Below are 22,672 nucleotides of genomic sequence, written 5' to 3' on the forward strand. Positions count from 1 at the left end.
TCTTTATAAAAGTATCTATTCTAAGTTTTACATCGTCAGGAATTATTTCATTTTCAACATAAGTATGAATATCTCCCAAATATGTCATACCTAAATATTTAGCAGATTCCACAAAAGGCATATTAAATCCGCCTACTAAATCATCATGATTACTCGTGCTAATCATGGCCATATTTTTTCCTCGTAATTTTCTGCCAGTATCTTTTTGTGTTCGGAGTATATCAGAAATTCTATCAAAAAACACTTTTAGTACGCCACTCATACTATACCAATACACAGGTGTAGCAAAAATTATAGTGTCATAGGTGTTTATAATATCGGTGATTAATTCTATAAAATCATCATTTTGATTTTTATAGTCATAATCATAATGTCCAATATTTTTGGTGTATAAATCAATAACATCAATAAAGTTGTTTGATGCCATGTAATTAACAATTTTATTAGTATCACCAGCGCTTCTAGAGCTCCCTTGTATAATAACAGCCTTATTCATAATTCATAAAATAATAACAAAGGAACAACTTTATAGGAATAGAAATGACGCTTTCAAATAGAAACAATTAATGTTAAGCACGATAAAATCGATAGCATTTTTATATATTGAACTCATCTTGACTTTTTGTTTTTAACCGAAAATGAGTTAAAATTTGTTTAGATAAGACTATTTTTGAAAGGTATAGCATTGTTATGCATAAAAAAATAGACGTAATATGAACGAATTTTAGCCATTTTTTAGGAAATAAAAAAATTCAAGATGAGTTCATCTAATCCAGATAAAATTTTGACTATGAATGACTACAAAGTAACTTCAAACATATCTTTAAAAAATTCGCAAACAAAAGTTGTAATTGACGATGCCGAAAAAGAACTTAAAAAAGTTAGAAAGCAATTAGGAAAACTTCAAGACACCATGTATGCGCACGGAAAATATGCCGTTTTAGTATGCCTTCAGGGCATGGATACTTCTGGAAAAGACAGTTTAATCCGTGAGGTCTTTAAAGATTTTAACGCCAGAGGAGTAGTAGTGCATAGTTTTAAAGTGCCAACCGACTTAGAATTAAAACACGATTATTTATGGCGACATTACTTAGTACTCCCGGCTCGAGGAAAGTTTGGGGTTTTTAATAGAACGCACTACGAAAACGTATTGGTAACCCGTGTACATCCAGGATATATTATGGGTGAAAATATTCCAGATGTTCATTCCGTAGATGATATTAATGAGGCTTTTTGGGATAAACGTTTCGAGCAGATAAACAATTTCGAGAAGCATCTTGCGGAGAGCGGAACTATCATTTTTAAATTTTTCTTAAACCTGTCAAAAAAAGAACAAAAAAATAGATTATTACGTCGTTTACGAAAACAAGAAAAAAACTGGAAATTCTCACCTGGCGATTTAAAAGAGCGTAAACTCTGGGATAAATACCAAACCTGTTATGAAGATGCCATTAACAGAACATCCAAACCGCACGCCCCATGGTACACCATTCCTGCCGATGATAAACCGTCTGCAAGATATTTAGTGGCAAAAATTATGTACGACACACTAAGTAAATACACTGATATTCAGGAACCAGAACTGGATGATGATGTAAAAGCAAATCTTGAATTATACAGGCAACAGCTTAATAACGAATAGTTTTTGGGCGTTTTAACACGCTTTTCGCTGTATCTTTTTAAACGTCATTGCGAAGGCGGAACAACTGTGGCAATCTGTCTAATTCTAGATTGAATTAGAATGTAGACTATCATAGTTTTAAAAAGGATGCCGCTTCTCCCGATAGCTATTGGGACGTTAACGCACATGCCTTATGTTATTAACACAAATTTAAGTTTCGGTGTAGTACACAACTTTTAAGAAACAGTATCTTTAAACATAAAAATAAATCGTTTGTCATTCCTGCAAAGGCAGGAATCCACTTAATAAAAAGTCACATGAAAAGAATCCTTCTAAGTTTAATATTAATAAGTTCAACAATTAGTTTTTCGCAAACCGATGCAGATGTTATAAAAACCATTTACAAACAATCTTTAACCAATGGTAAAAGTTACGATTGGTTAAACCATTTATCCAACCAAATAGGTAGCCGGTTATCGGGATCGTTAGGAGCAGAAAGAGCAGTGGCATACACCAAAGAAGAACTAGAAAAGCTAGGTTTGGATAAAGTTTGGTTACAACCTGTTATGGTCCCAAAATGGGTTAGAGGAGCACAAGAATTTGCTTTTATTGAAAGCTCACCAGGAAAAACAACTAATGTAAATATTTGTGCACTAGGTGGTTCAGTAGCTACTCCAGCATTAGGTTTAAAAGCACAAGTGGTTGAGGTTCAAAACTTCGAAGAGTTGGAAGCACTTGGTCCTGAAAACATTGAAGGTAAAATTGTGTTTTATAACCGCCCAATGCAAGCCGATATAATTCTCACTTTTGAAGCTTACGGTGGCTGTGTAAACCAGCGTTATAAAGGTGCTGTTGAGGCTATAAAGTATGGAGCTGTTGGTGTTATAGTACGTTCTATGAATTTACGAATGGACGACTTTCCACATACAGGAAGTATGACTTATGATAATTTACCAGTGGATAGACGTATTCCTTCAGCAGCAATTAGCACTAATGATGCAGAGTTATTAAGTACCATGTTAAAATTAGATAGTTCTATTAAATTTTACTTTAAACAGAATTGTAAGCAACTAAAAGATGTACAATCTTATAATGTTGTTGGAGAAATCACAGGAAGTGAATACCCGAATGAATATATGATTGTTGGCGGTCATTTAGATTCATGGGATTTAGGAGATGGTTCTCACGATGATGGAGCAGGAGTTGTGCAATCTATGGATGTTTTAAGATTACTAAAAGAGTCAGGTATCAAACCAAAACGAAGCATCAGAGTTGTTTTATTTATGAATGAAGAAAACGGTTTGCGCGGTGGAAAAAAATATGCTGAGCTTGCTAAGCAAAAAGGTGAAAATCATGTGTTTGCTTTAGAAAGTGACTCAGGCGGATTTACACCTCGTGGTTTTAGTTTCGATTGTAACGATGCTAGTTTTAATCAGGTTTTAAGTTGGCAGCCACTATTCAAACCCTATCTTATCCATTATTTTGAAAAGGGTGGAAGTGGAGCCGATGTTGGTCCTTTAAAAACAGAATCGAATGTCTTAGCTGGCTTGCGTCCAGACTCTCAACGTTATTTTGATCATCATCATGCCAGTAATGATACTTTTGATGCCATAAATAAACGCGAACTAGAATTAGGAGCCGCAACAATGACGTCTTTGGTGTATTTATTTGATAAATATGGAGTGAATCCAATTTCAAATAAAACGCCTATTAAAAAGTAGTATAATGGATTGGAGTGAAAAACTTAAACTTTATGACGCATTAGTAGATAAATGTCCAAGATTTGAAAGAAAAGGAAAATCAATGATTTATACTTCCGCTAATGGATATATGTTTTCGCTTTTGAACAAAGCTGGTGAAATTGGATTCCGATTTTCAAAAGATATTCAAGAGAAGTACATACAAGAATTTCAATCTTCAATATATAAATCTTACGGCGCCGTAATGAAAGGTTATGTGTTGATACCTGAACAAATGCTTGAAGATTTAGACAATGTAGCTAAGTATTTAAATGAAAGCTACGATTATGTCATGTCGTTAGAACCAAAATAAAATGAAGAAACTAATATTAACCATAACCTTATTATTATCACTATTTGCTATGGCCCAAAATGACGATACATTACCGTATTACGAAATACCCGAGCATGCTGAAACCTATACAGCAGGAACTGTAGCCTCTAGAATGTTAGATGGATTAGGGTTTCGTTATTATTGGGCGACTGAAGGTTTAAGAGTTGAGGACTTAGAGTATAAACCAAGTGAATCTGGACGATCAAGTGCTGAAACAATCGACCATTTATACGGACTTTCTAATTTTATACTCCATAGTATCTCAACAGAAAAAAGTAGTGATAAAGATGAAGCACTAACTTTTGAAGAAAAGCGTAAACAAACCCTATTAAATATTAAAAAAGCTTCAGGGATTTTAAGAAAAATAGATGATGTTTCTCAGTTTGATAATGATAGATTTCCTTTTTGGAATATTATTAATGGTCCAATATCAGACGCATTATGGCATTGTGGGCAGGTGGTAATGTTACGACGCGCGTCAGGTAATCCTTTTAATTCTAAAGTGAGTGTTTTTAGCGGGAGGATTAGAGAGTAAAATGGATTGTTTTTTTGCTAAGATTTCATTCAGTAAGGGAACTGACAAATTTTATGTATTACAAAATATCAAGGGTGGTTTCTATTTTGCTGATGCCTACTAGAATAAAGTGGGAAATAGTCGAAATATCTCCTAGTAATTATGGAAAACAACTGAATCTGATGCTTAACTAAAAAACAGGAAATGGCTAATTAATATTTTTAAGTATATGACAAAAATTAATTTTGAGAAATAAACTACTCGCAATTTTCAGGATAACAAAGACCTCTCACAGGTTTTCAAAACCTGTGAGGTTTACGAAACTAAAAAGCCTTAATATGCTATATGTGTGCAGTTTATAGTTCAATTCTAAATTTTTGTCATGTACAAAAGTGATATTCATAAAATGAATTATTGCTTTTTAAGTGCGATCTCGTTTTCTAAAAAACTTAAAAGAGAGCGCATATTTTTTTCTGCTTTTTCACCTCTATCCTTAACAGCACTATTTTCAAAAGCAATAGCAGCTAACAATTTAAAAAAACAAGTATCATGTTTTAGTTTTTTATAGTCTTCGTTTGTAATTATAAATTTGCCATATTGTTTTGTAGTAGGTTCAAAATTCATATATAAATAGCTAAGTAGCATGGGTTCACTGTGTAGCGCATGAAACCGTAAACGCTCTTCTTCATATCTTTTATAATAAGGGTAATTCCTTTCATAGAGTAATGATATTGAGTTTCTTAAACTGTCGTTTGAAATAACTTCAACACCTTTAGATTGTAACAGTTCATAACCACTTTTATTAGGGTCAAAATGTGGTGTAACCCTCAATATCGATAAAGTTTTGAACAAATACTCATTAGGGCTGTCATTTGTCTCTAAATAAGTTTTAATATCAGAACACGCTTTATTTATACTTTCCATATAATTTACATCATTATGAATTTCATCAATATCCAAGATTAAATTATTATGTAATTCTTTGAGTATTTTAGTTTCTAGTGTTTTGATTTTTTTTACCTCATTCCAATTATTAATCTGAAGTGCAATCAAAATACCAACAACCACCAATACAATTTCACCTATGGCGTATTTGAAATACTTGGTTGTTTTGCCTGCTTTAACGAGGTTTTTACGAATGTTTCGGAAAAATATAATCATTTCACGTTATTTTTAAAAACTGTAATTATCACATAGATTAAGCTTAAAATCCCTACGAATATTCCAGATGCAATCATTTCATTTTTATTAAGATGTGATAAAAAATACAATATAATCAATATCGATATTATTGGAACAATCCAACCACCAGGAATTTCAAACTCTCCCGGTTGTGTTTTTTGCAACTTGCGTAACTTTATTACTGATAGGGCAACACCCAAATATATAATTAACATCGCACTACTTGCAATTATTGCTAACTTTTCAAAACTGCCAGTTGCCGCTATAATAAAACCAACTATGCCATAAATGATGATAGAAATAAATGGTGTACCGAATGTTTTATGAATTTTGGATAGTGCTTTAACTGGAATTACTTTATCTCGAGCAAGTGCATAAACCACTCGTGGGCTATTAAGTAAAGAACCACTCATAGTCCCGAACATTGAAACAGCAGCACCTACAAGTAATAGCACTAGCCCAAAAGATCCAAAAACAACTTTAGCAGTTTCTGCAAGGGGGGCGGATTTAAAATTTGGCAAATCACTTCCCAGAACACCCTGACATATTGTTTGTATTAATATATAGATAATAATTACTACAGTTAAACTAATATAAATGGCCTTTGGAATTGTACGTTTTGGGTTTATCACTTCTCCACCAACAATGAGACCCGTTTCTCCACCAAGAAAAGCAAAGAACAAGATAAGCGAAGTAGTTCCAAGCGATTTAATACTTGGTAAGGTGTCGATATGCAAATTATTAAGCGTTACCGCCTTCCAACCAAAAATAAGAAGAATTAGTAGAGGTATAAGTTTTGCAACGGTATTAAACTTTACTAAACCAATGCCTTGTTTTATTCCAATAACATTAATATAAATCAATCCAAAAAATAAGATAAACAAAATTAATATTCGAACCCATTCGGTTTCGAATAAGGGATAAGCTGAACCAAGCAAACTAACTAAAGCGTTAGATATTGCTGCATCCGCGAAAATAGTTGCTGTTATAGCAAAAAATCCACTTATAAATCCTGCATAATCACCAAAAGCGGTTTCAATGTACGTGTAAGCACCTCCTGTATGGGTTACTTTACTACCAGCTTCTGCAAAGCAAAGCATTATAAGGGCTATTAAAATTCCACAAAATATGTAAGCAAAAATACTTGACGCCCCCATATTGGCAGCAATTATAGCGGGTAATACAAAAATACCTGCTCCAATCATAATATTAATAATATTGGCAGATAGACCTAATACACCAATACTTCTTTTTAAGCCCTCTTCTTTTTGATTCATTAAATAAATTTAGTAGTCATTTATAGGTAGCTCAACCACCATTTATCTTTATTATTTGCTTTGTAAATCATGTATCTTTTAGAAGGGAAGTAGAGTAGTGCTATAATACCAATCCAAACCATGTAAACCACAAAAAGGGAATAGCCGTAATTTATAAGTTTCGCGTTACTAAAAACTTCTTTAGTTAAAATCATGTCTTGCCAATTTCCACCAAAAATAGCCATGCCTATCATTGCGAAAAAATGAATAACTAATATGTGCAAGAAATAATAAAATAAAGGAACACGACCAAAAACTAGAAAGAAGTCGGTTACTTTATTTTTAACAGATTCAAAGGCATACAAAAATAATAATGAGGGACCAATGGTAACTAAAATAAAAGCCAAAGAAGGCGGGTATTTTGAGACTTTAAAGAAAGACATAATAGTTTTTGTGCTGGTACTTTGAGTTGTCCACGGAACTAAATCTCCATAAATATTTACGCCTCTTAAAATAAAAAATAAAAGTATCGTTCCAACTCCTAGACGCAGTAACCATGTTTTTCTGATAATTGGATGAAAACCTTTTTGATATAAATACCCTAAAGAGTAGCCCAATACCATAAGTCCAATCCACGGCAATATTGGATAAAATATGCCAATATCAGAAGTGCTACTAACCGTAACAATGTTTGCTTGATGTAATATATACCAGATAATGGACTGGAAACTATTCCCTTGCATAACAATGCCATCTAATAAATTATGACCAGCTACAATAATAATCCCAACTATTAAAAGGGTTTTTCGCGATAAATAAATCAAGAATGATAACGCTACCATACTTAAACCAATAGCCCAAATTACTTGCAGTATAAGGCGACTTAAAGTGATGTCGAATTTCCATAAAAAATTATTTAAGGTTATTTCTAGAAAGATAAGCCATAAACCACGCGTTAATAAAAATTTAAAAAGCTCGTGTTTTGTTTTTTTTGTGCCATATAAAAATGCCGATGTTCCGGCAAGAAACACAAATACAGGCGCACAATAATGCGTTATAAACCTTGTGAAAAACAAAAATGGGGTTGTGGTTTCTAAATTTGTTGGATTGGAGAAAAAAGATCCATAATGGAAAAAATCTCTAGTATGATCCAATGCCATAATAACCATAACTACGCCTCTTAATACGTCAATGGATTCTATTCTTGTTGATCTTGCTTGAGCCATATTGTAATCCATCATTAATTGATAAAATATACTTTTTTGATTTTACCATTTTCAACATGATAGATGGCAACAGCTTCCACAATTTTATCCCTAAACTGAACACGCTCTTGGTCTATGACTATATTCCCCTGAACAATACGCCCTAACAACTCACAATGCAGATTGGGTGTGTTTTCAAATATTTGTGAATAGTTTTTCCGCATCGCTTCTTTTCCTTTGAAAAGTAATTTATCTGGATAGTTATAAACTTCAACATCCTCTGCATAAGGTTCCAAAAAGGCGTCTATGTTCCTAAAGTTATAGGCGTTCAGCTGACGTTGCGCCAAATCTGCCGGTGTGTCTTTTATCAATTCATCCGGGTTAAAAACAACACCTTTATTAATAACGCGATGTATTTTGGTAATGTTTTCAATAGCTTCAATGGGATTGTCATCCAATATAATGAGGTTCGCCTTTTTGCCGATGCCAACCGTTCCAAATTCATTTTCTTTATCTAAAATCTTTGCACCATTGATGGTAGATGCCTGTAGGATTTTCCAATTGCTCATGCCGCTTTTTTTCATGGTTTGCAATTCGGCCAAATAGGACGAAGCGTGCAAGGTGCCAATATTGCCGGCATCTGTTCCGGTAGCAATCAACACACCTGAATCCGACAAAATTTTAAGGTTTGCCATACTTATGGAATCCGCTTTGCTTAAACGTGCGACGCCTTCTTTGGAGTTCGCCATTTTTTTGTAATTATTGATGAGTAAGCTGTCCGGTAAATGTTTTAAATCCAATAAAGATCCCAATTGGTGGGGATCGGCTTTTAATAATTCATGATCGCTTGGGTTAATGGTTTGCCCGAAGATGTTTACATAACCACCATGAACTATCAGCGTTGGGCAAAGAATGGTCTTGTTTTTTTTCATTAACTGAACAAAATCAGCTTTCAAAATCTCATCATCCACACTATGCACCAAAAAGTCGCAGCCGTTTTCCACCGCCAATTGAGCGGTTATCCGTTGTGTGGCGTGAACGGCAACTTTTAAGTTGTTTTTATGGGCTTCGTCAATAATGGCTTTAACTATTGGTAAATTCTTTCTGGCACTTGCTTCTTTTTCTAATCCATCTGCACCTACTATGTACCATATTTTAATGAAATCAGGTTGATATTGCAACTGCTCCTGTACTATATTAATGCCATCTTCAACCGTTTTTACCAAATTAAATGGCTCGTCGTCTTTTAAATTTTTATACACCGAGGGTTCATAAGTGGTCAACAAGGGTCCGGTCATATAAATGGATGGCACATCATCATTATTCTTAAATAGCTCCCTTTGTTTTAAAAAGTTAATGGTTGTACCAACGTCAATCACATTGGTAATGCCGTTTTGTAAATACCGCTGTAATACCTCTTCCATCGTTTCATGTGAATAATCGATTTCTTTTTGATAAGGCATGTCTTTTTGTAAATCGATAACATCAGGTCGTGTATAAAGCCCACCACTTTGAAAAAAATGGATGTGGGCATCGGTCAATCCCGGTAACACATATTTGTCGGTTCCATTTATTACGATAGCACTCTCAGGAATTTTGATTTTACTGCTTTTTTGAATATTTACAATGCGGTCATCTTTAATAATGACCGTTTGATTGGGAATCCATCTTTGCTTCTCAACATCTGCAATGGTGACATTGGTAATATAGGTTTGCGAGAACATGCTGTTACTTAAGGTTAACAACAAAAGGAGTAGGAGTGATTTCGTTTTCATGCTCAACAATTTATTTAGTGTTTCCATTTATGTTTTTTTAATGGTTATTCAATAAAATTTTATTTTCTCATTTATAAAATGATGGCTATTGAACCGTCCCGTTAGGGACTATATGTTGATATCACAAACATTTTTTTAAATGAATCGTGCCTTTAGGTACGAAATATGTTGCCTTTCAATTCAGCACCCAATGTTTATATGCTGTACCTACGGCACAGAAATGCATACCGCAAAATATTGGCTACCCACATTTTATCTTTAAAAAGCTATTTCATATTAAATCAATTTTCAATAAATTATAATCATCTTTAAAAATGTTTTGTATGGCTTCGGGAACTTTCCTTTCAGATTCTTGAACCCCGGAATCTGAAAGTATCTTTTTTATGTCCTGCACTTTTTTATTTTTCCAAAAAGCGGCTTTTGTATAGCCAACCGCACATATCTCATTGTTCTGTTCAAATATTTGGCTGTGATAGACCCATTTATCATCCCAACCTTCCAACACTAAAGTGATTTTAAATTGGCTCCACCGTTTTAAAGGTTTTTTGTAAATTATTTTTTGTGAACCCAATACCCCGAACATGCTTTTTTTAATGGTGTTTTCGTATAATTTAGACCTAAATGTTATTTCAAATCTTATCAAGTCCATATAATAAAGGTATCTTGAATTTGCCATAAACCGCAACGAATCGCAATCCAGGATACTTACCCTTCGGGTTCTGCTAATAGTGGATGTTGCATCTACTTTGTCCCAAAATAATTTTGAGCAAATGAAAATATAAATAATATGTAGCCAATAATAGAACATGTCTTATCTATATTTATTATCTAGTTAAAGGTTAAAACCCTGCAATTACATTGCAGTTACTTTAGTTTCTATAAACTTTTAGAGCATGTTGTCATTTCGACAGAGCAATCCCGATAGCTACCGGGAGAGTGACGAGAAATCTTATAATAATGAGATTCCTCTTCGTACCTCATTCGGAATGACATGCTAACTCTAAAAAGAATTTCGTTCTTTTATTTTAAAACTATGGATTTCAAATCCATGGTGGTTTATTTTATAGCGATTACCGCACTCGTAGGCCCTGTCAATGGCATTACCGTTGTTGACTTAAAGCCTGCTTCTTTTGCCAGTTCATCAAAATCCGATGCCGAAAAATCATAGCCTTCCGGTGTCTCGATGAGCATGTTTAGGGACATCATGAGCCCAAAGGCGTTTTCACTTCGGTTATCATCAATGATATTTTCAATAATTACAAGAGCACCTCCATTTGGCAAGGCTTGGTATGCTTTATTAATGAGCATTTTTTTATCATCCTTTCCCCAATCATGAAGTATATTTCCCATGGTAATTACGTCCGCTTTCGGGAAATCATCTGTAAAAAAGTCGCCGGAAGCAATAGTAACTTGATCATTTAAATCCAAAATGGACATGTTTTCTTTAGCTATAGGGGCCACCGGTGGTAAATCAAAAGAAGTACAGTGCATGTGATGGTTGTTCATGGCAACATGGGCAGAAAGATTGCCTCCAGCACCACCAATATCGCAAAGGGTTTTATAGTTTGAAAAATCAAACCCTTTGGCAAAAGCTATAAAATTTCCCATTTGAGCACCTCCCATGGCATGCACAAACTCATTTAGCTTTTTTGGGTCGGCATAAATGGCTTCAAAAAAAGGTTTGCCACCGTTTTTGGTCTCGCATTGCGGTAAACCAGTTTTAAGGCCTTCTTCCAGATCGTTCCAGAACGGATATAATCTGTTGTTGGACATTTCCAAAATGCCACCGATATAGCTGAGTTTATTTTTATCCAGAAAAATATTGGCATCTTCTGCATTACTATACATAGCAGTTTCTTTTATTCCTGTACGCTTTAAAAAACCTAAAGCGACCAAGGTGTCCAGAAAATCGTAAAGACTTCTGCTGTGCAATCTTAATTTGGACTGGATTTCTTTTCCTGATACTGGTTTTTCTGCCAAATGCGTAAACAGTTCCATGTTTACAGCGGTCAGCAATGTTTTTGATGCCCAAAAGCCCATGCCTATTTGCATGATTTTTGATGGGTTTACTGGTGGGTTTTGTGTTGTTGTTTCCATGTTAATTGTATTTAATAATTACTATAAGTTGTATTTTTAAAAGATGGTATTTAGCCGTCAAAATCGGAACCAATCCCAACATAATCGACTCCTACTAAATTGATGACATATTCTATATGTTGAATGACCCATTTAAAAGGTGCGTTTTTTGGGATTTTATTTTTTTTGCAGGATTGGATATTGGTAATCAAATCATTGGTAATAACTACGGTTTGATTTGGAATCATTTTCTGGTTTTCAACATCGGTAATTGTGGTATTGGTGATATAGGTTTGAGCAAAAACGGCGTTTACTGATACAAATGTGAAAATGGATAGGAGTAATATTTTCATTTTGAAGATTTTTTTGATTGATTAATTTATGTCATTGGCTTTCAGAACCCTCAAAAGGTTTCCGCCTAATATTTTATTGATATCTTTTTCGCTGTATCCTTTTTCCAGCAATGCTTTTGTAATCTTTGGATAATCAGTAACATCATCCAATTGTTTTGGTGGCTGATAGATGCCATCAAAATCGGAACCAATCCCAACATAATCAACTCCAACTAAATTAATGACATATTCTATATGTTGAATGACCGATTTAAAAGGTGCTCGAAGTGCTTCAGACTCATCAGTATATTTTCTGTACATAGATTCTTCAGCATGGTATTGAAACATTCCGGTTTTTACAAGGGAGTCTATTTCGGCTTTATACTTTTCAATAAAAGCGTCTTCCCTTGGTTCAACAGTCGGGTCGATAAATCCTGAATTAAAATTGATTTGAACAACGCCTCCATTTTTTGCAACGGCCTTTATTTGGTCGTCCTTTAAATTTCGTTTGTGTGGACAAAGCGTATAGATGGAGCTATGGGAAGCGATAACGGGTTTGGTGGTGGTGGCCATCACATCCCAAAACGTTTGTTCGCCAACATGCGAGATATCTATCATCATTCCTAAACTGTTCATTTTTTGGACTACTTGTTTACCAAAAGCGGTAAGCCCTTTTTTACCTTCGGAATTTTTTGCACCTTCTGGATTGGTTTCGTCCGAAGCACTTGTTGCCCAAGCTGTAGAATTGTTCCACGTCAGGGTCATATAGCGCGTGCCACGGTTGTAAAGCGTTTCTAGCTTTGTTAAATTGTCTTCAATTTGATGACCACCTTCTAGCCCGATTAATGCAGCAATCTTCTTCTGCTTAACGGCTTTTAGAAGTTCATTTGAATTGGCGACTTTCACAATTTTATCAGGGTTTCGTTTTATAACGGCATCCAAACTATCTATTTGCCTATTGGCATAATTGTAAGGATTCGGTTGGTCGCCGTCGCTAAAAACAGAAAAAAACTGGACATCCACGCCACCTTGTTTCATCCTATTGAGGTCGCTGTGTGTTTTACCTTTTAAATCGGTATCGAAAATGAAATTCTTTTCCATGGTTTGCGTAAGAAAATCATTGTGTGTATCCACTAAAATGGCATCTGTGTGAATTGTTTTGTAAGATTGAGCCATAAGATGTTGTGATGCTAAAAAGCCAATGATTAATATTTTTATATTCATGTGGAGTTGGTTTTTAATTTAAAATTGAAAATATATAAAGGGTTCACCACTTACCTTGAGCAATGATAATTAAAAAGCTATAATTGGTGCAAACTATACACAATACCCATGATGGTTGGTTTTTGGTTGGTTAATTTAATGTCTTTTTTTATATGGCTCTTTTGAGTATTTCCCGCAGATAGATAAAAACAGTTTCTAATAAAATAATAGTTTTTATGAGTTTATATGGATTGGCTTTTAGTTGGTGTGTTAATATTTTTTTGAATCAAATTTTAAGTATAAACTATCTATAGGTTTACTATGTTCTTTAAACCAATTTCCCGTAAAAAAGGAAGTAGTTAAGTCAAGTTTTTATATTATATAGAAGCCTAAAAAAGTCCAACATAAGGATGGACTTTTTTAGACTTAATTAATTTGAATTTTTAATTAGATAATTCTTTTTGGAGAGCATACATGTAAGACCAGTCAGTGTCAACGGCAGCTCTAAATTTTGCTCTTAGTGCGTCAGTTTTCTTTTTACCATGTGCTTTTTCATGAATTTTCCAGACGCCTTCTCGTTTAACATCCATGTCCGCAAAGTTTTTGTGTGGAACACTAACAAAATAATCTGAAACCTCAGGAGCACCTCCTATAACATTATACCAATAGCCACGAACACCTTCTGTGGATTTTTTTAAAGCTGAATTAACTTCTTCTAGACATTCCATAAAACTAGTGGAGTTATTAATTTTTACATTATAAACCCATACAAGTTCAGTATCCTCTGAGAATGGTTCAGTCTTGCTGATATTTGGCATTGACCTTGCAATATTATAATGAACGCTTTTTACATGTGGCATGATTAAATTGACAATAAGCATTCTACATTCTTTTCCTGCAGGGTCACTTTTTTCGTCCATTTCGGCCCAATTAGCCATTATGCTGGTCATGGTGTATACAGTGCCTTCACCTTGTACGCGCTTCCATATATTCCATTTATCTTCGCCATTATTTTCAACATAACACGCTTTCCAGGATTTTACACCTTCGATAAATTGTGCATTATGACCCGATTTTACGGTGATTTCTGACATGTTTAATAAAAAAGACTCATTCTCTTGTGATACCGCTAAGAATGGCAGTAATAACATTAAATACAATAATTTTCTCATAATTTTGGTTGGTTTTAATTGTTAATATTTACGCGTGTTAAAATTGTTTTAATAGCCACTATTTACTCAAATATAGGGCTAAGTTATTTGCTATTAATAAGTTTGGGAGAGAGAGATTATGTGATAAACATATTGTTCTAAAGATACTATTTTTTTTTACATCCAACAAATTTCTTAATTAAAATACCTAGCATTAGCTCAATATATTAAATTAGTAGTGTCCGATTAAAGAATCAAGACCGCTTCGCTGTTAGAACCAAGAACAAAGACTTGATTGTAACTAATTTATAAGCAGTAATTTTTAAATTCATAACTTTCTAAAAAACAATATTTTTGAGTAATCGCAAAAAGCAAGCCCCTCTTTTTTATAAGCCCTGAAAACTTAGGTTTCACAAAGGTTTTCTTTAAGCGAACTATTTTTAGTCGGACAACAATGATATTAAATCAAATATTCCCTAATTTTTTATCCCGATTTTATTGATTTATAAATTATTAAAATTGAAAATATATAAACTGTTCACCGCTACCTTGAGCAATGATAATTAAAAAAGCCATGATTGCCCAAACGATACCCAATACCCATGATGGCGTTTTTAAAGAGACTTCTTTCATGGAAGTATTCCGCATTATCCAATGGCATAAAAATAAAATGGCAATCACTGTTGAAACTTTTAAAATATCGAAGGTTTGAAGAATTTTTTCACCACCAGTTTGCATATAGAACATGGATTTAATCATATTCCAGGCTGTACTAAATTCCCTAGCTCTAAAAAATACCCAAGTAATATTTACACAGCTAAAAGTAATAAAGGCAAGAAAAACACCATTCCAAGCGGTAATTTTAAAAGGGAGGTAACGCTTTTGTAATTTTTCTAATATTAAATACGTACCATGTAAACCACCCCAAACCATGAAAGTCCAAGCAGCGCCATGCCACAAACCACCTAATAACATAGTAAGCATAAGCGCCACATACATTCTTGTAATACCATGGCGATTACCTCCAAGCGGGATGTATAAATAATCTCTTAACCAACTAGATAAGGTAATGTGCCACCTATCCCATAAATCTGAAAAGCCCAAAGAGGCATAGGGATACCTAAAGTTATCAGGTAGTATAATCCCGAGCATTAATGCAATACCAATAGCGCAAGTAGAATACCCCGCAAAATCAAAAAATATTTGTCCTGAAAAGGCAATGGTGCCAACCCATGCATCTACACCATGTAATAGTTTTGTTGAGCCAAATACAGTATCTGCAGTTTCAGATAACAATGTGTCTGCCATAACCACTTTTTGGAACAGCCCAATAGTTAAAAGAAACAAACCCCAAATAAATTGTTCTGTGGTTGCTTTTTTCTCTTCATAAAATTGCGTTATTAAATCTTTAGCTCTAACAATGGGTCCTGCAACTAATTGAGGAAAGAAAGTAACATAAAGGGCAAAGTCTAAAAATGTTTTGGCGCGCTCGGTTTTTCTTTTGTACATATCTATGGTGTAAGACATAGTTTGAAACGTATAAAATGAAATTCCCATAGGTAGAATAATATCCATGGGTTGTGCCTGAAAATCAATACCAATGCTATTCAAGAGTGTTACAAAATTTTCGAGGAGAAAATCACCATATTTAAAGAACCCCAAAAACCCAAGATTGACAGTCATACTTAGCAGTAACCACAATTTTCGTTTGCGCTGGTTTTCTTCTGTAGCTAATTTTTTTCCGGCCGTCCAATCGACCATTGTAGAAATCCATAGTAAGATGACTAATGGCGGATTCCATAAACCGTAGAATACATAACTTGCTAGTAAAAGCATTCTTTTTTTACCAGTCCAATTAAATAGTTTGGAGTAGTATAGCGCTAACACTATAACGAAAAAAACGATGAAACTTAATGAGTTGAATAACATAATTATTGGGTTTTAGAGTTAGACAAAGCACCATCTGCTTTCATTATTTTTATAAGCTCAGTAGTGAAAAATCGTGCGTCTTTGGGTGATAGATGAGACCACTCAGGAAGTTCTAAGTTTTTGAACTGGTTATAATCTTCAAAATGGTAACTATGGGCTTTAGTTTTTTCAACTAATTCATCCCAAAATTGTTCTCTGGGCATGCCCATATTTTCTCCTATTCTAAAACCTCCTGTAGATGGGCATCTTAATAAAATTAGGTTTCCGCCTCTGTCGATAAACTTTTTAGCGTCTTTTATAAAAAAGTTAGTTGTTGATTCTTTATCTGGCGGTGGTGACGTTTTTCCAAAAAAGCCCCAAACTCTTTTTATTGTATTTGCATAAGCTGTATCATTTACTGTTCTTTCAGTCATTTTAGTATTTCTATCTAGTGCTGTGTCATTAAATTCATAAAAAGGAGGCATTCCTTCAGGCATTCTATTTCCAATTTTGATATTGTTTAATAAGGATTTTAAATCAATATTATTCGACCATATTTCCTCAGTAGTAGAAATTAAAGCTAAATTTTGTTGTAGAGGAATTGATAGTGCGTGATTAAAGCGTTGGGCATAGGTTCTTTTGTAATAATGCTCCACTTTAGATTGCGCTCTTTCCCAAGGATCTGCTTTTGGAAACGTTGTGGAAAAAAATAGAGGAGGTGTTACACCTACTATTATAGTGCCATTAAAATTGGTGTTATTCACAAGATCACTAAATATTGGTAATGGGGTGGCACCTGCTGCTGCTAACTGAATTGGTCGTATGCCCGTTTCATTTTCCCAATCATTTAACTGAATATCAAATAATACTCGTGATGATCCCGTAAGGATTACACCTTTTTCTGTAGCCTTATCTACTTTTGCACGTTGAACCGCCCAAAGATCTTTGTTGTCGTCTAAATTTGCAGTTTTACCTTGAGAGCGCCAATATGATTCCCAAGAGATTAACCCAATAATACTTATTATTAGGGCGATGAATAGTGCGTTTTTTAATTGCATAATGGTTGGTTTTTGGTTAACTAATCTCTTATTGTTTGATTAAAATAGTTTTTGAAAATTTCTTGATAGAATTTTTATGCTTTACAAAACTGATAAATTGAATCAGTATCAAAGTTATTAATGGAGCAATCGCAATTATTAAAAAAATATGTTCCCAACTAAAAAGTTCTGATAAAGTACCGACAAGCCCACATCCATATGCTCTTCCAGAATTTGATATAGCCATATAAAGCGTAAATTGAGTCGCTGCAACAGTTTTAAAGCTGAGTTTCATGGCTGTTGCAAAAAAGGCAATACTTATAAAAGTTGCTAATAAAGTTGATAATAGAATAAACCCAAAAATATATTGGTTAAAACCCCAAAGAGCAGATGTTAGACCAATTGTAAACAGCAAAGTTATAGTTGATAAAAGATAAATAGTGAGCATTTTTTTTTCACCAAAAAAGTCTACTAAAGCACCGCCAGCAACCATTCCAAATAAACCGCTTATTAAAGCTGTTATGGAATATATTTGAGAATAGGACGTATTAGTCCATCCCAATTCTTGAATAGTATAAATCGGTAATAGCGTATCAACTAAACCATTGAGCAAACCATTAAAACAGATAGCTATGGCCATAAATATACTAGATGGAAGAATTACCACTTTTAAAAGACCTTTAAAAATTTTTTTCCAACTACCAAGTTGAATGGATTTTGCATATGCAGAAGCCTTACCTTTTGTCCAAGGCATCAATTTTTCTCCCGGTCTTTCTCTAAAAAGAATAGGAACTAAAATAAAAAAAGCAAATGCAATAGACATAAATGGGATTGCAGTAGAAAAGCCTAGAGCATTAATTAATGCAGTTCCTACAACAAGTGTTATTGAGACTCCAATGGCTTTAGATCCCCACATAAGACCATTAGCACGTGCCTGTTCCTTTTCCGGTATAACCTCTACCGCCATACCATCTGTTGCCACATCTTGAAAGGCTCCAAAAAAACTAATAAAAAAGCCCGCTATCATCAAACCGTCCAAATTGTTTAATGGGTCTTGAACAAATCCAATGGATATAAAACTAATTATGAGTCCTAACTGCCCAATAATTACCCAAGGTCTTTTACGTCCCATGGATAAAATAGTGTAACGGTCCATTAGAGGAGCTATAAGAATTTTAAAACTCCATGGGATACTAATAACAGCAACAAAACTTGCTATTTCCATGGGTGTTTTATCATTCATCGCTAACCATGCAGGAATGGCATAAAATGTAATTCCTTCGGGAGCGCCTTGGGCTAAATAAAGTAATGAAAAATTGATATAGCGTAAAATAGGGTTTTCAGATAAAAAACTATTGTTAAATTTTAAGGAATATATCTTGTCTTTTTGCATAAAGATGGTTGGTTAACTTTATTTTTTAATCTGGTGGATTATACTATTTTGTACTCGCTGTTAACGTTTTTGATGATTGCTTCTTATGGGTTTAAAAAGACCATTTCACAGGTTTTTAATCCTACATCGTCAAGGTAAGTCCACCATCTACCGTAAGTGTTGAGCCACTTATATAACTAGATGCATCTGAACAAAGAAATACGATGGCATTAGCCATTTCCTCTGGGCGACCAACACGCTGTAAGTGCACAGTGGGCAGCAACCCTTTGTCATATAGGTCGTCACCGACTATTCCTCTCAAGCGTTGATGCATTGGTGTGTCTGTAATGCCAGGACACAAAAGGTTCACTCTTATGCCTTGTGGTGCCAATTCAGCAGAGACACTGGTAGTTAATCCAACTAAACCGTGTTTCGACGTTACATAAGCTGAACCCGTAGGAAAACCAAGAAATGAATTAACGGAACCGATATTCACGATAGCACCACCATTACCAGCATTTAACATGGCTTTTGCCTGATACTTCATGCACAGGAATACCCCTTTTAGATTGATGTCTAGAACCTGATCCCAATCTTCTTCCAAAAGGTCAGTGATTCCACTTAGCTTACCTTCTATCCCGGCATTATTTACGGCATAGTCCAATCGACCAAATTCCTTGATAGTATGAGCCACCATCTGCTCCACACTCTTGGCGTTTGAAACATCTGTTTTGATGGCAGATGCTTTTCCACCATTGGCTTCAATAGAAGCGACCAAACTATCGAGTTCCTCTTTTCGACGTGCTGCGACTACGACGTTTGCTCCTTTAGCAGCAAATGCTTCTGCGGTTGATTTTCCGATGCCGCTGCTTGCTCCTGTAATTAATGCGACTTTGTTTTTCATGGTATTCATAATAATTTATTTAATGGATTAGTATATTTATTCTGTTGGAGGCGTTGCTGGCAAGTCGGTATTCCACATATTGGTAAACATTTTCCATTCGCCATCTTCCTTTTTCCATACATTTAAATATTTTCCTTTATCGACGATTGAATCTGCACCAAAACTCATGTAATAAGTGCCTTCGTCTATCATGTAGTCTTCATTCCCATAAAGCGCGGTGGTTTCCTCGCGAGCTTCTCTAATATCATAATTTACCCATTGTAAATTCATGGCTTTAATGGTAGCTTGACCAGTTATCACGTCAGAATTGGGCGGAAAAACTTTTGCATCCTTAGTGTACATGCCATTTAGAATGGCAGTATCCCGTGTTATATGGGCTTTCATAAAGGCATTGTTGTTTTCTTGAATGATTTTTTTCATGGCGTTTAAATCAAAAACCTCAGTGCGCTCTTTATTGGTTTCTTTGTTGGCAGAAGTGTTGTTGCAACCCATGGTTAATAATCCAGCAATTGCGATTACCAAAAGAATTTTAGAATATTGTTTCATTTTATAAGTATTGTTATGGTTAAGTACGTGACAAAAATTTGAACATAAATGTTAAGTTGTTAATTATCAACAGGTTTATAATCTCGGTATTTTCAGACCTGTCAGGTTTTAAAAACCTGACAGGTCTCTATTTCATTGGGATTTTTATCCATATTGATGATTAACCTATTTTTTGTCACGTACTGATTATTATGATAAATAATTAATTATGCCCTGCGCTCTGTTGCGTTAATCTTTCAGGTCTAGCCCACTAATGATATTATACCATTTACACCTCAATTTTACTCAATAAAATGAGTCTTTTTGCGCCATATTTCGTTAAAAAAATAAACCATAACTATGGCTATGCTTGATTTTTTTTGCCTCATCTATCACAAAAATCCATCATTTTATTTTTGAGTAGAATTAAAGTATAACTGGTATTGAACGAATGAACCGCTGAACGGAACTGTCCATCCGTATCCATAAAATTATCATTTTTCAAAAGCTTAAACTGCTACTGGCACGGACACCTTTATCGGTTCCAATACCGTATGCTTGTCTTTTAATGCTTTATTAGAAGGATCATTTAAGATGGCTTCAAACTTTTGCATATCGGTAACTTCAATTACCAACACCACCGAATTTGGATCGTCGGTATCCTGAAATGTTTTAAGGTCCGATATGGCCGATGCAAATACATCAAGTCTGTCTTGATGCCCTTTTAGCCAAGTCTCAATATTGCCTACTTTGTGTCTGGTTACGATTGTTTGTTTCATGATTTCTGTATTTATTTTTTAATGCCTACTCTGGTCGGTTTTCGGCTTCTCCGTTTTAGTTGTTTTAACAAATCTTGTTGAGTGTAGATACTTTAAGCTCACTCGTAACCCCAGCTTTTTCAATATCGTGTTGCCGTTGAGGGTCACTCAATGTACTGTTAAAGATCTCTATACTAGGAGCTTCAAAAATCATGGTTACATCATTACGATTTTTAGTGGATGTACCAAGGCTCATTAGTTTAACCTCTGCTTTTTCGAGTTTTGGGAGGTCAGCATCAAATACTTTTTTCCATTCTAGGAAGTCTCTAACTTCGTGTTGAACAATTACTGTAATCATAATTTTATAATTTATTTTTTAATGCCTACTCTGGTCGGTTTTCGGCTTCTCCGTTTGTGTTTTTTTATTCCTTGAAGATTTAAATTCCTAACGAATGGCATAACCTCCATCCACTCGAATGGTTTCCCCGGTTACAAAATTCGATGCTTTTGAAGCCAAAAATATAGCTGTACCAACTAATTCTTCTGTTTGTCCAAAACGACCGGCAGGGGTTCTTGTAATTATTTCGTCATAAAGCGGCATTGTTTTAACGGCTGCAGTCATATCAGTATCAAACCATCCTGGAGCAATGGCATTTACTTGTACGTTGTGCGGTGCCAATTCAATTGCCATTGATTTGGTTAACTGAATGACAGCACCTTTTGCTGCACTATATGAAGGCGCAAAACTAGAGCCAAAGAATGAATACATACTCCCTATGTTTATTATCTTTCCACTTTTATTTTCAACCATTGATTTTGCAACTAGTTTAGATAATAAGAAAACAGCGTTAAGTTGTGTCTCTATCACACTATCCCAATCTTGTTCTGCCTCATTAAGAATTCCTCCACTTAACACCGCAATACCAGCATTATTCACCAAGATGCTAATATCACCTAATTCCTGCCCCACTTTCTTTATTGCAGGTGCTAATTCATTTCGTTTTGTGATATCAATTTTTACTGCCATTGCTTTCACACCAATTGCTTTTAATTCGGCAAGAGTCTTTTTGTTTTTATCTTCGTTGCGCCCAAAGATTGCCACTGAAGCTCCAGCTTCTGCTAAACCTATTGCAATGCTGCGACCAATACCTCCATTGCCACCAGTAATTACTGCAACTTGTTCCGAAAGATTGAATAATTTTTGCATAATATATTTATTTTTTAATGCCTACTCTGGTTGGTTTTCGGCTTCCCCGTTTTTGAATTCATTTTAAAATTTGATATACTTGTGTTTTACAATCCCATATCGTGATATATTTTCCATTCTCCATCTTCTTTTTTTAATACCATTAAATATTTACCCTCGCCTTTTGAATTACCATTGCTGTCTTTATATTCATATTTTCCAACTTCAAACAAGTATTCATTGTCAGTAGTTAGAAGAATGGAAGTGAAAATAAAATGTCGAGTATCGTTCTTTATTGAACTACGAATGGATTGTCCCCAAGCTTTAAGTATATCATCTCCTTTTAAAGTTCCAAAAGTGGCACCTTTAGCATACATATTGTAAATAGCCGTAGAATCTCCATCAAAAAAATGTTTGGAGAATTGCTTGTCAAACTTATCGACAAATATTCGAGCTTCTTCTAAATCAATCTTTGGCAATTCTTTTGATTGTGAAAGAACTGGTGAAAAAGAGAGACAAACAAAAAGGTATAGAAGATGTTGTATTTTCATAATATTATTAGATTGTAAGTGTTAGTTTAAATTGTTTAGAATG

Annotated in this window: 23 protein-coding genes; 4 read left to right on the plus strand and 19 right to left on the minus strand. The window is 34.5% G+C overall.

Features of this window, described 5'->3' with window-relative positions:
- Positions 1-496 (minus strand): NAD(P)H-dependent oxidoreductase (locus tag AAC024_RS10170; protein WP_339895277.1); only part of this gene is annotated, 496 nt, incomplete at its 3' end.
- Between the two features lie 261 nt (positions 497-757).
- On the opposite strand from AAC024_RS10170, the gene AAC024_RS10175 reads away from it, so the two are divergent.
- The 4 genes from AAC024_RS10175 (at position 758) to AAC024_RS10190 (ending at position 4,229) form a co-directional block, all read left to right on the plus strand.
- Complete coding sequence (locus AAC024_RS10175) at positions 758-1,642, plus strand: PPK2 family polyphosphate kinase (RefSeq protein ID WP_339895278.1); 885 nt, start codon at positions 758-760, stop codon at positions 1,640-1,642.
- A 296-nt stretch (positions 1,643-1,938) separates the two neighbouring features.
- Positions 1,939-3,342, plus strand: coding sequence for a M20/M25/M40 family metallo-hydrolase (locus AAC024_RS10180; RefSeq protein WP_339895279.1), 1,404 nt, complete (start codon positions 1,939-1,941; stop codon positions 3,340-3,342).
- 4 nt (positions 3,343-3,346) lie between these two features.
- The gene (locus AAC024_RS10185; protein WP_339895280.1) at positions 3,347-3,673 is read left to right on the plus strand and encodes a hypothetical protein; all 327 of its coding nucleotides are present in this window, start codon (positions 3,347-3,349) and stop codon (positions 3,671-3,673) included.
- Position 3,674: 1 nt separating this feature from the next.
- A complete protein-coding gene (locus AAC024_RS10190) occupies positions 3,675-4,229 on the plus strand; it encodes a hypothetical protein (RefSeq protein WP_339895281.1) in 555 nt (184 codons plus the stop codon).
- 390 nt (positions 4,230-4,619) lie between these two features.
- On the opposite strand, the gene AAC024_RS10195 is transcribed toward AAC024_RS10190, so the two are convergent.
- From AAC024_RS10195 to AAC024_RS10280, 18 genes are all read right to left on the minus strand, one after another.
- Positions 4,620-5,369 (minus strand): DUF6090 family protein, encoded by a 750-nt coding sequence (locus AAC024_RS10195; protein WP_339895282.1) that lies wholly within the window; start codon positions 5,367-5,369, stop codon positions 4,620-4,622.
- Positions 5,366-6,667, minus strand: coding sequence for an APC family permease (locus AAC024_RS10200; RefSeq protein ID WP_339895283.1), 1,302 nt, complete (start codon positions 6,665-6,667; stop codon positions 5,366-5,368). The genes AAC024_RS10195 and AAC024_RS10200 overlap by 4 nt, the downstream gene beginning before the upstream one ends.
- A 20-nt stretch (positions 6,668-6,687) precedes the next feature.
- Positions 6,688-7,887, minus strand: a complete 1,200-nt coding sequence (locus tag AAC024_RS10205) for a heparan-alpha-glucosaminide N-acetyltransferase domain-containing protein (RefSeq protein ID WP_339895284.1) — start codon at positions 7,885-7,887, stop codon at positions 6,688-6,690.
- A complete protein-coding gene (locus AAC024_RS10210; protein WP_339895285.1) occupies positions 7,887-9,575 on the minus strand; it encodes an amidohydrolase family protein in 1,689 nt (562 codons plus the stop codon). The genes AAC024_RS10205 and AAC024_RS10210 overlap by 1 nt, the downstream gene beginning before the upstream one ends.
- Before the next feature lie 322 nt (positions 9,576-9,897).
- Positions 9,898-10,434: an acyl-CoA thioesterase gene (locus AAC024_RS10215; RefSeq protein ID WP_339895286.1), complete on the minus strand. Its 537-nt coding sequence runs from the start codon at positions 10,432-10,434 to the stop codon at positions 9,898-9,900.
- 248 nt (positions 10,435-10,682) lie between these two features.
- Entirely contained in the window at positions 10,683-11,723 is a 1,041-nt protein-coding gene (locus tag AAC024_RS10220) for a methyltransferase (protein ID WP_339895287.1), read from the minus strand.
- 50 nt (positions 11,724-11,773) lie between these two features.
- Positions 11,774-12,055, minus strand: a complete 282-nt coding sequence (locus AAC024_RS10225; protein WP_339895288.1) for a membrane dipeptidase — start codon at positions 12,053-12,055, stop codon at positions 11,774-11,776.
- A 21-nt stretch (positions 12,056-12,076) separates the two neighbouring features.
- Positions 12,077-13,258 (minus strand): dipeptidase, encoded by a 1,182-nt coding sequence (locus AAC024_RS10230; protein WP_339895289.1) that lies wholly within the window; start codon positions 13,256-13,258, stop codon positions 12,077-12,079.
- A gap of 422 nt (positions 13,259-13,680) precedes the next feature.
- Positions 13,681-14,409, minus strand: coding sequence for a hypothetical protein (locus AAC024_RS10235; RefSeq protein ID WP_339895290.1), 729 nt, complete (start codon positions 14,407-14,409; stop codon positions 13,681-13,683).
- A gap of 492 nt (positions 14,410-14,901) precedes the next feature.
- Positions 14,902-16,224: an MBOAT family O-acyltransferase gene (locus AAC024_RS10240; RefSeq protein WP_339895291.1), complete on the minus strand. Its 1,323-nt coding sequence runs from the start codon at positions 16,222-16,224 to the stop codon at positions 14,902-14,904.
- A 95-nt stretch (positions 16,225-16,319) separates the two neighbouring features.
- Positions 16,320-17,354: a hypothetical protein gene (locus AAC024_RS10245; protein ID WP_339895292.1), complete on the minus strand. Its 1,035-nt coding sequence runs from the start codon at positions 17,352-17,354 to the stop codon at positions 16,320-16,322.
- Between the two features lie 28 nt (positions 17,355-17,382).
- Entirely contained in the window at positions 17,383-18,726 is a 1,344-nt protein-coding gene (locus AAC024_RS10250) for an MFS transporter (protein ID WP_339895293.1), read from the minus strand.
- A 121-nt stretch (positions 18,727-18,847) separates the two neighbouring features.
- Positions 18,848-19,618, minus strand: a complete 771-nt coding sequence (locus tag AAC024_RS10255) for a glucose 1-dehydrogenase (protein ID WP_339895294.1) — start codon at positions 19,616-19,618, stop codon at positions 18,848-18,850.
- 27 nt (positions 19,619-19,645) lie between these two features.
- Positions 19,646-20,155, minus strand: coding sequence for a nuclear transport factor 2 family protein (locus AAC024_RS10260; RefSeq protein WP_339895295.1), 510 nt, complete (start codon positions 20,153-20,155; stop codon positions 19,646-19,648).
- Between the two features lie 488 nt (positions 20,156-20,643).
- Positions 20,644-20,913, minus strand: coding sequence for a hypothetical protein (locus tag AAC024_RS10265; RefSeq protein WP_339895296.1), 270 nt, complete (start codon positions 20,911-20,913; stop codon positions 20,644-20,646).
- A 64-nt stretch (positions 20,914-20,977) separates the two neighbouring features.
- Entirely contained in the window at positions 20,978-21,250 is a 273-nt protein-coding gene (locus AAC024_RS10270) for a hypothetical protein (RefSeq protein ID WP_339895297.1), read from the minus strand.
- Between the two features lie 87 nt (positions 21,251-21,337).
- Complete coding sequence (locus tag AAC024_RS10275) at positions 21,338-22,099, minus strand: SDR family oxidoreductase (protein WP_339895298.1); 762 nt, start codon at positions 22,097-22,099, stop codon at positions 21,338-21,340.
- 86 nt (positions 22,100-22,185) lie between these two features.
- Positions 22,186-22,629: a hypothetical protein gene (locus AAC024_RS10280; RefSeq protein ID WP_339895299.1), complete on the minus strand. Its 444-nt coding sequence runs from the start codon at positions 22,627-22,629 to the stop codon at positions 22,186-22,188.
- Positions 22,630-22,672: the final 43 nt, after the last annotated feature.

It is taken from the genome of uncultured Algibacter sp., assembly GCF_963976535.1.
Taxonomy (GTDB): Bacteria; Bacteroidota; Bacteroidia; order Flavobacteriales; family Flavobacteriaceae; genus Algibacter_B.

Coding starts and splice junctions, on each gene's coding strand:
- AAC024_RS10255 (WP_339895294.1), bottom strand. CDS start 19,618: ATGAATACCATGAAAAACAAAGTCGCATTAATTACAGGAGCAAGCAGC.
- AAC024_RS10205 (WP_339895284.1), bottom strand. CDS start 7,887: ATGATGGATTACAATATGGCTCAAGCAAGATCAACAAGAATAGAATCC.
- AAC024_RS10235 (WP_339895290.1), bottom strand. CDS start 14,409: ATGAGAAAATTATTGTATTTAATGTTATTACTGCCATTCTTAGCGGTA.
- AAC024_RS10190 (WP_339895281.1), top strand. CDS start 3,675: ATGAAGAAACTAATATTAACCATAACCTTATTATTATCACTATTTGCT.
- AAC024_RS10280 (WP_339895299.1), bottom strand. CDS start 22,629: ATGAAAATACAACATCTTCTATACCTTTTTGTTTGTCTCTCTTTTTCA.
- AAC024_RS10220 (WP_339895287.1), bottom strand. CDS start 11,723: ATGGAAACAACAACACAAAACCCACCAGTAAACCCATCAAAAATCATG.
- AAC024_RS10275 (WP_339895298.1), bottom strand. CDS start 22,099: ATGCAAAAATTATTCAATCTTTCGGAACAAGTTGCAGTAATTACTGGT.
- AAC024_RS10195 (WP_339895282.1), bottom strand. CDS start 5,369: ATGATTATATTTTTCCGAAACATTCGTAAAAACCTCGTTAAAGCAGGC.
- AAC024_RS10240 (WP_339895291.1), bottom strand. CDS start 16,224: ATGCTTTTACTAGCAAGTTATGTATTCTACGGTTTATGGAATCCGCCA.
- AAC024_RS10245 (WP_339895292.1), bottom strand. CDS start 17,354: ATGCAATTAAAAAACGCACTATTCATCGCCCTAATAATAAGTATTATT.
- AAC024_RS10270 (WP_339895297.1), bottom strand. CDS start 21,250: ATGATTACAGTAATTGTTCAACACGAAGTTAGAGACTTCCTAGAATGG.
- AAC024_RS10260 (WP_339895295.1), bottom strand. CDS start 20,155: ATGAAACAATATTCTAAAATTCTTTTGGTAATCGCAATTGCTGGATTA.
- AAC024_RS10230 (WP_339895289.1), bottom strand. CDS start 13,258: ATGAATATAAAAATATTAATCATTGGCTTTTTAGCATCACAACATCTT.
- AAC024_RS10250 (WP_339895293.1), bottom strand. CDS start 18,726: ATGCAAAAAGACAAGATATATTCCTTAAAATTTAACAATAGTTTTTTA.
- AAC024_RS10200 (WP_339895283.1), bottom strand. CDS start 6,667: ATGAATCAAAAAGAAGAGGGCTTAAAAAGAAGTATTGGTGTATTAGGT.
- AAC024_RS10185 (WP_339895280.1), top strand. CDS start 3,347: ATGGATTGGAGTGAAAAACTTAAACTTTATGACGCATTAGTAGATAAA.
- AAC024_RS10215 (WP_339895286.1), bottom strand. CDS start 10,434: ATGTTCTATTATTGGCTACATATTATTTATATTTTCATTTGCTCAAAA.
- AAC024_RS10180 (WP_339895279.1), top strand. CDS start 1,939: ATGAAAAGAATCCTTCTAAGTTTAATATTAATAAGTTCAACAATTAGT.
- AAC024_RS10225 (WP_339895288.1), bottom strand. CDS start 12,055: ATGAAAATATTACTCCTATCCATTTTCACATTTGTATCAGTAAACGCC.
- AAC024_RS10175 (WP_339895278.1), top strand. CDS start 758: ATGAGTTCATCTAATCCAGATAAAATTTTGACTATGAATGACTACAAA.
- AAC024_RS10265 (WP_339895296.1), bottom strand. CDS start 20,913: ATGAAACAAACAATCGTAACCAGACACAAAGTAGGCAATATTGAGACT.
- AAC024_RS10210 (WP_339895285.1), bottom strand. CDS start 9,575: ATGTTCTCGCAAACCTATATTACCAATGTCACCATTGCAGATGTTGAG.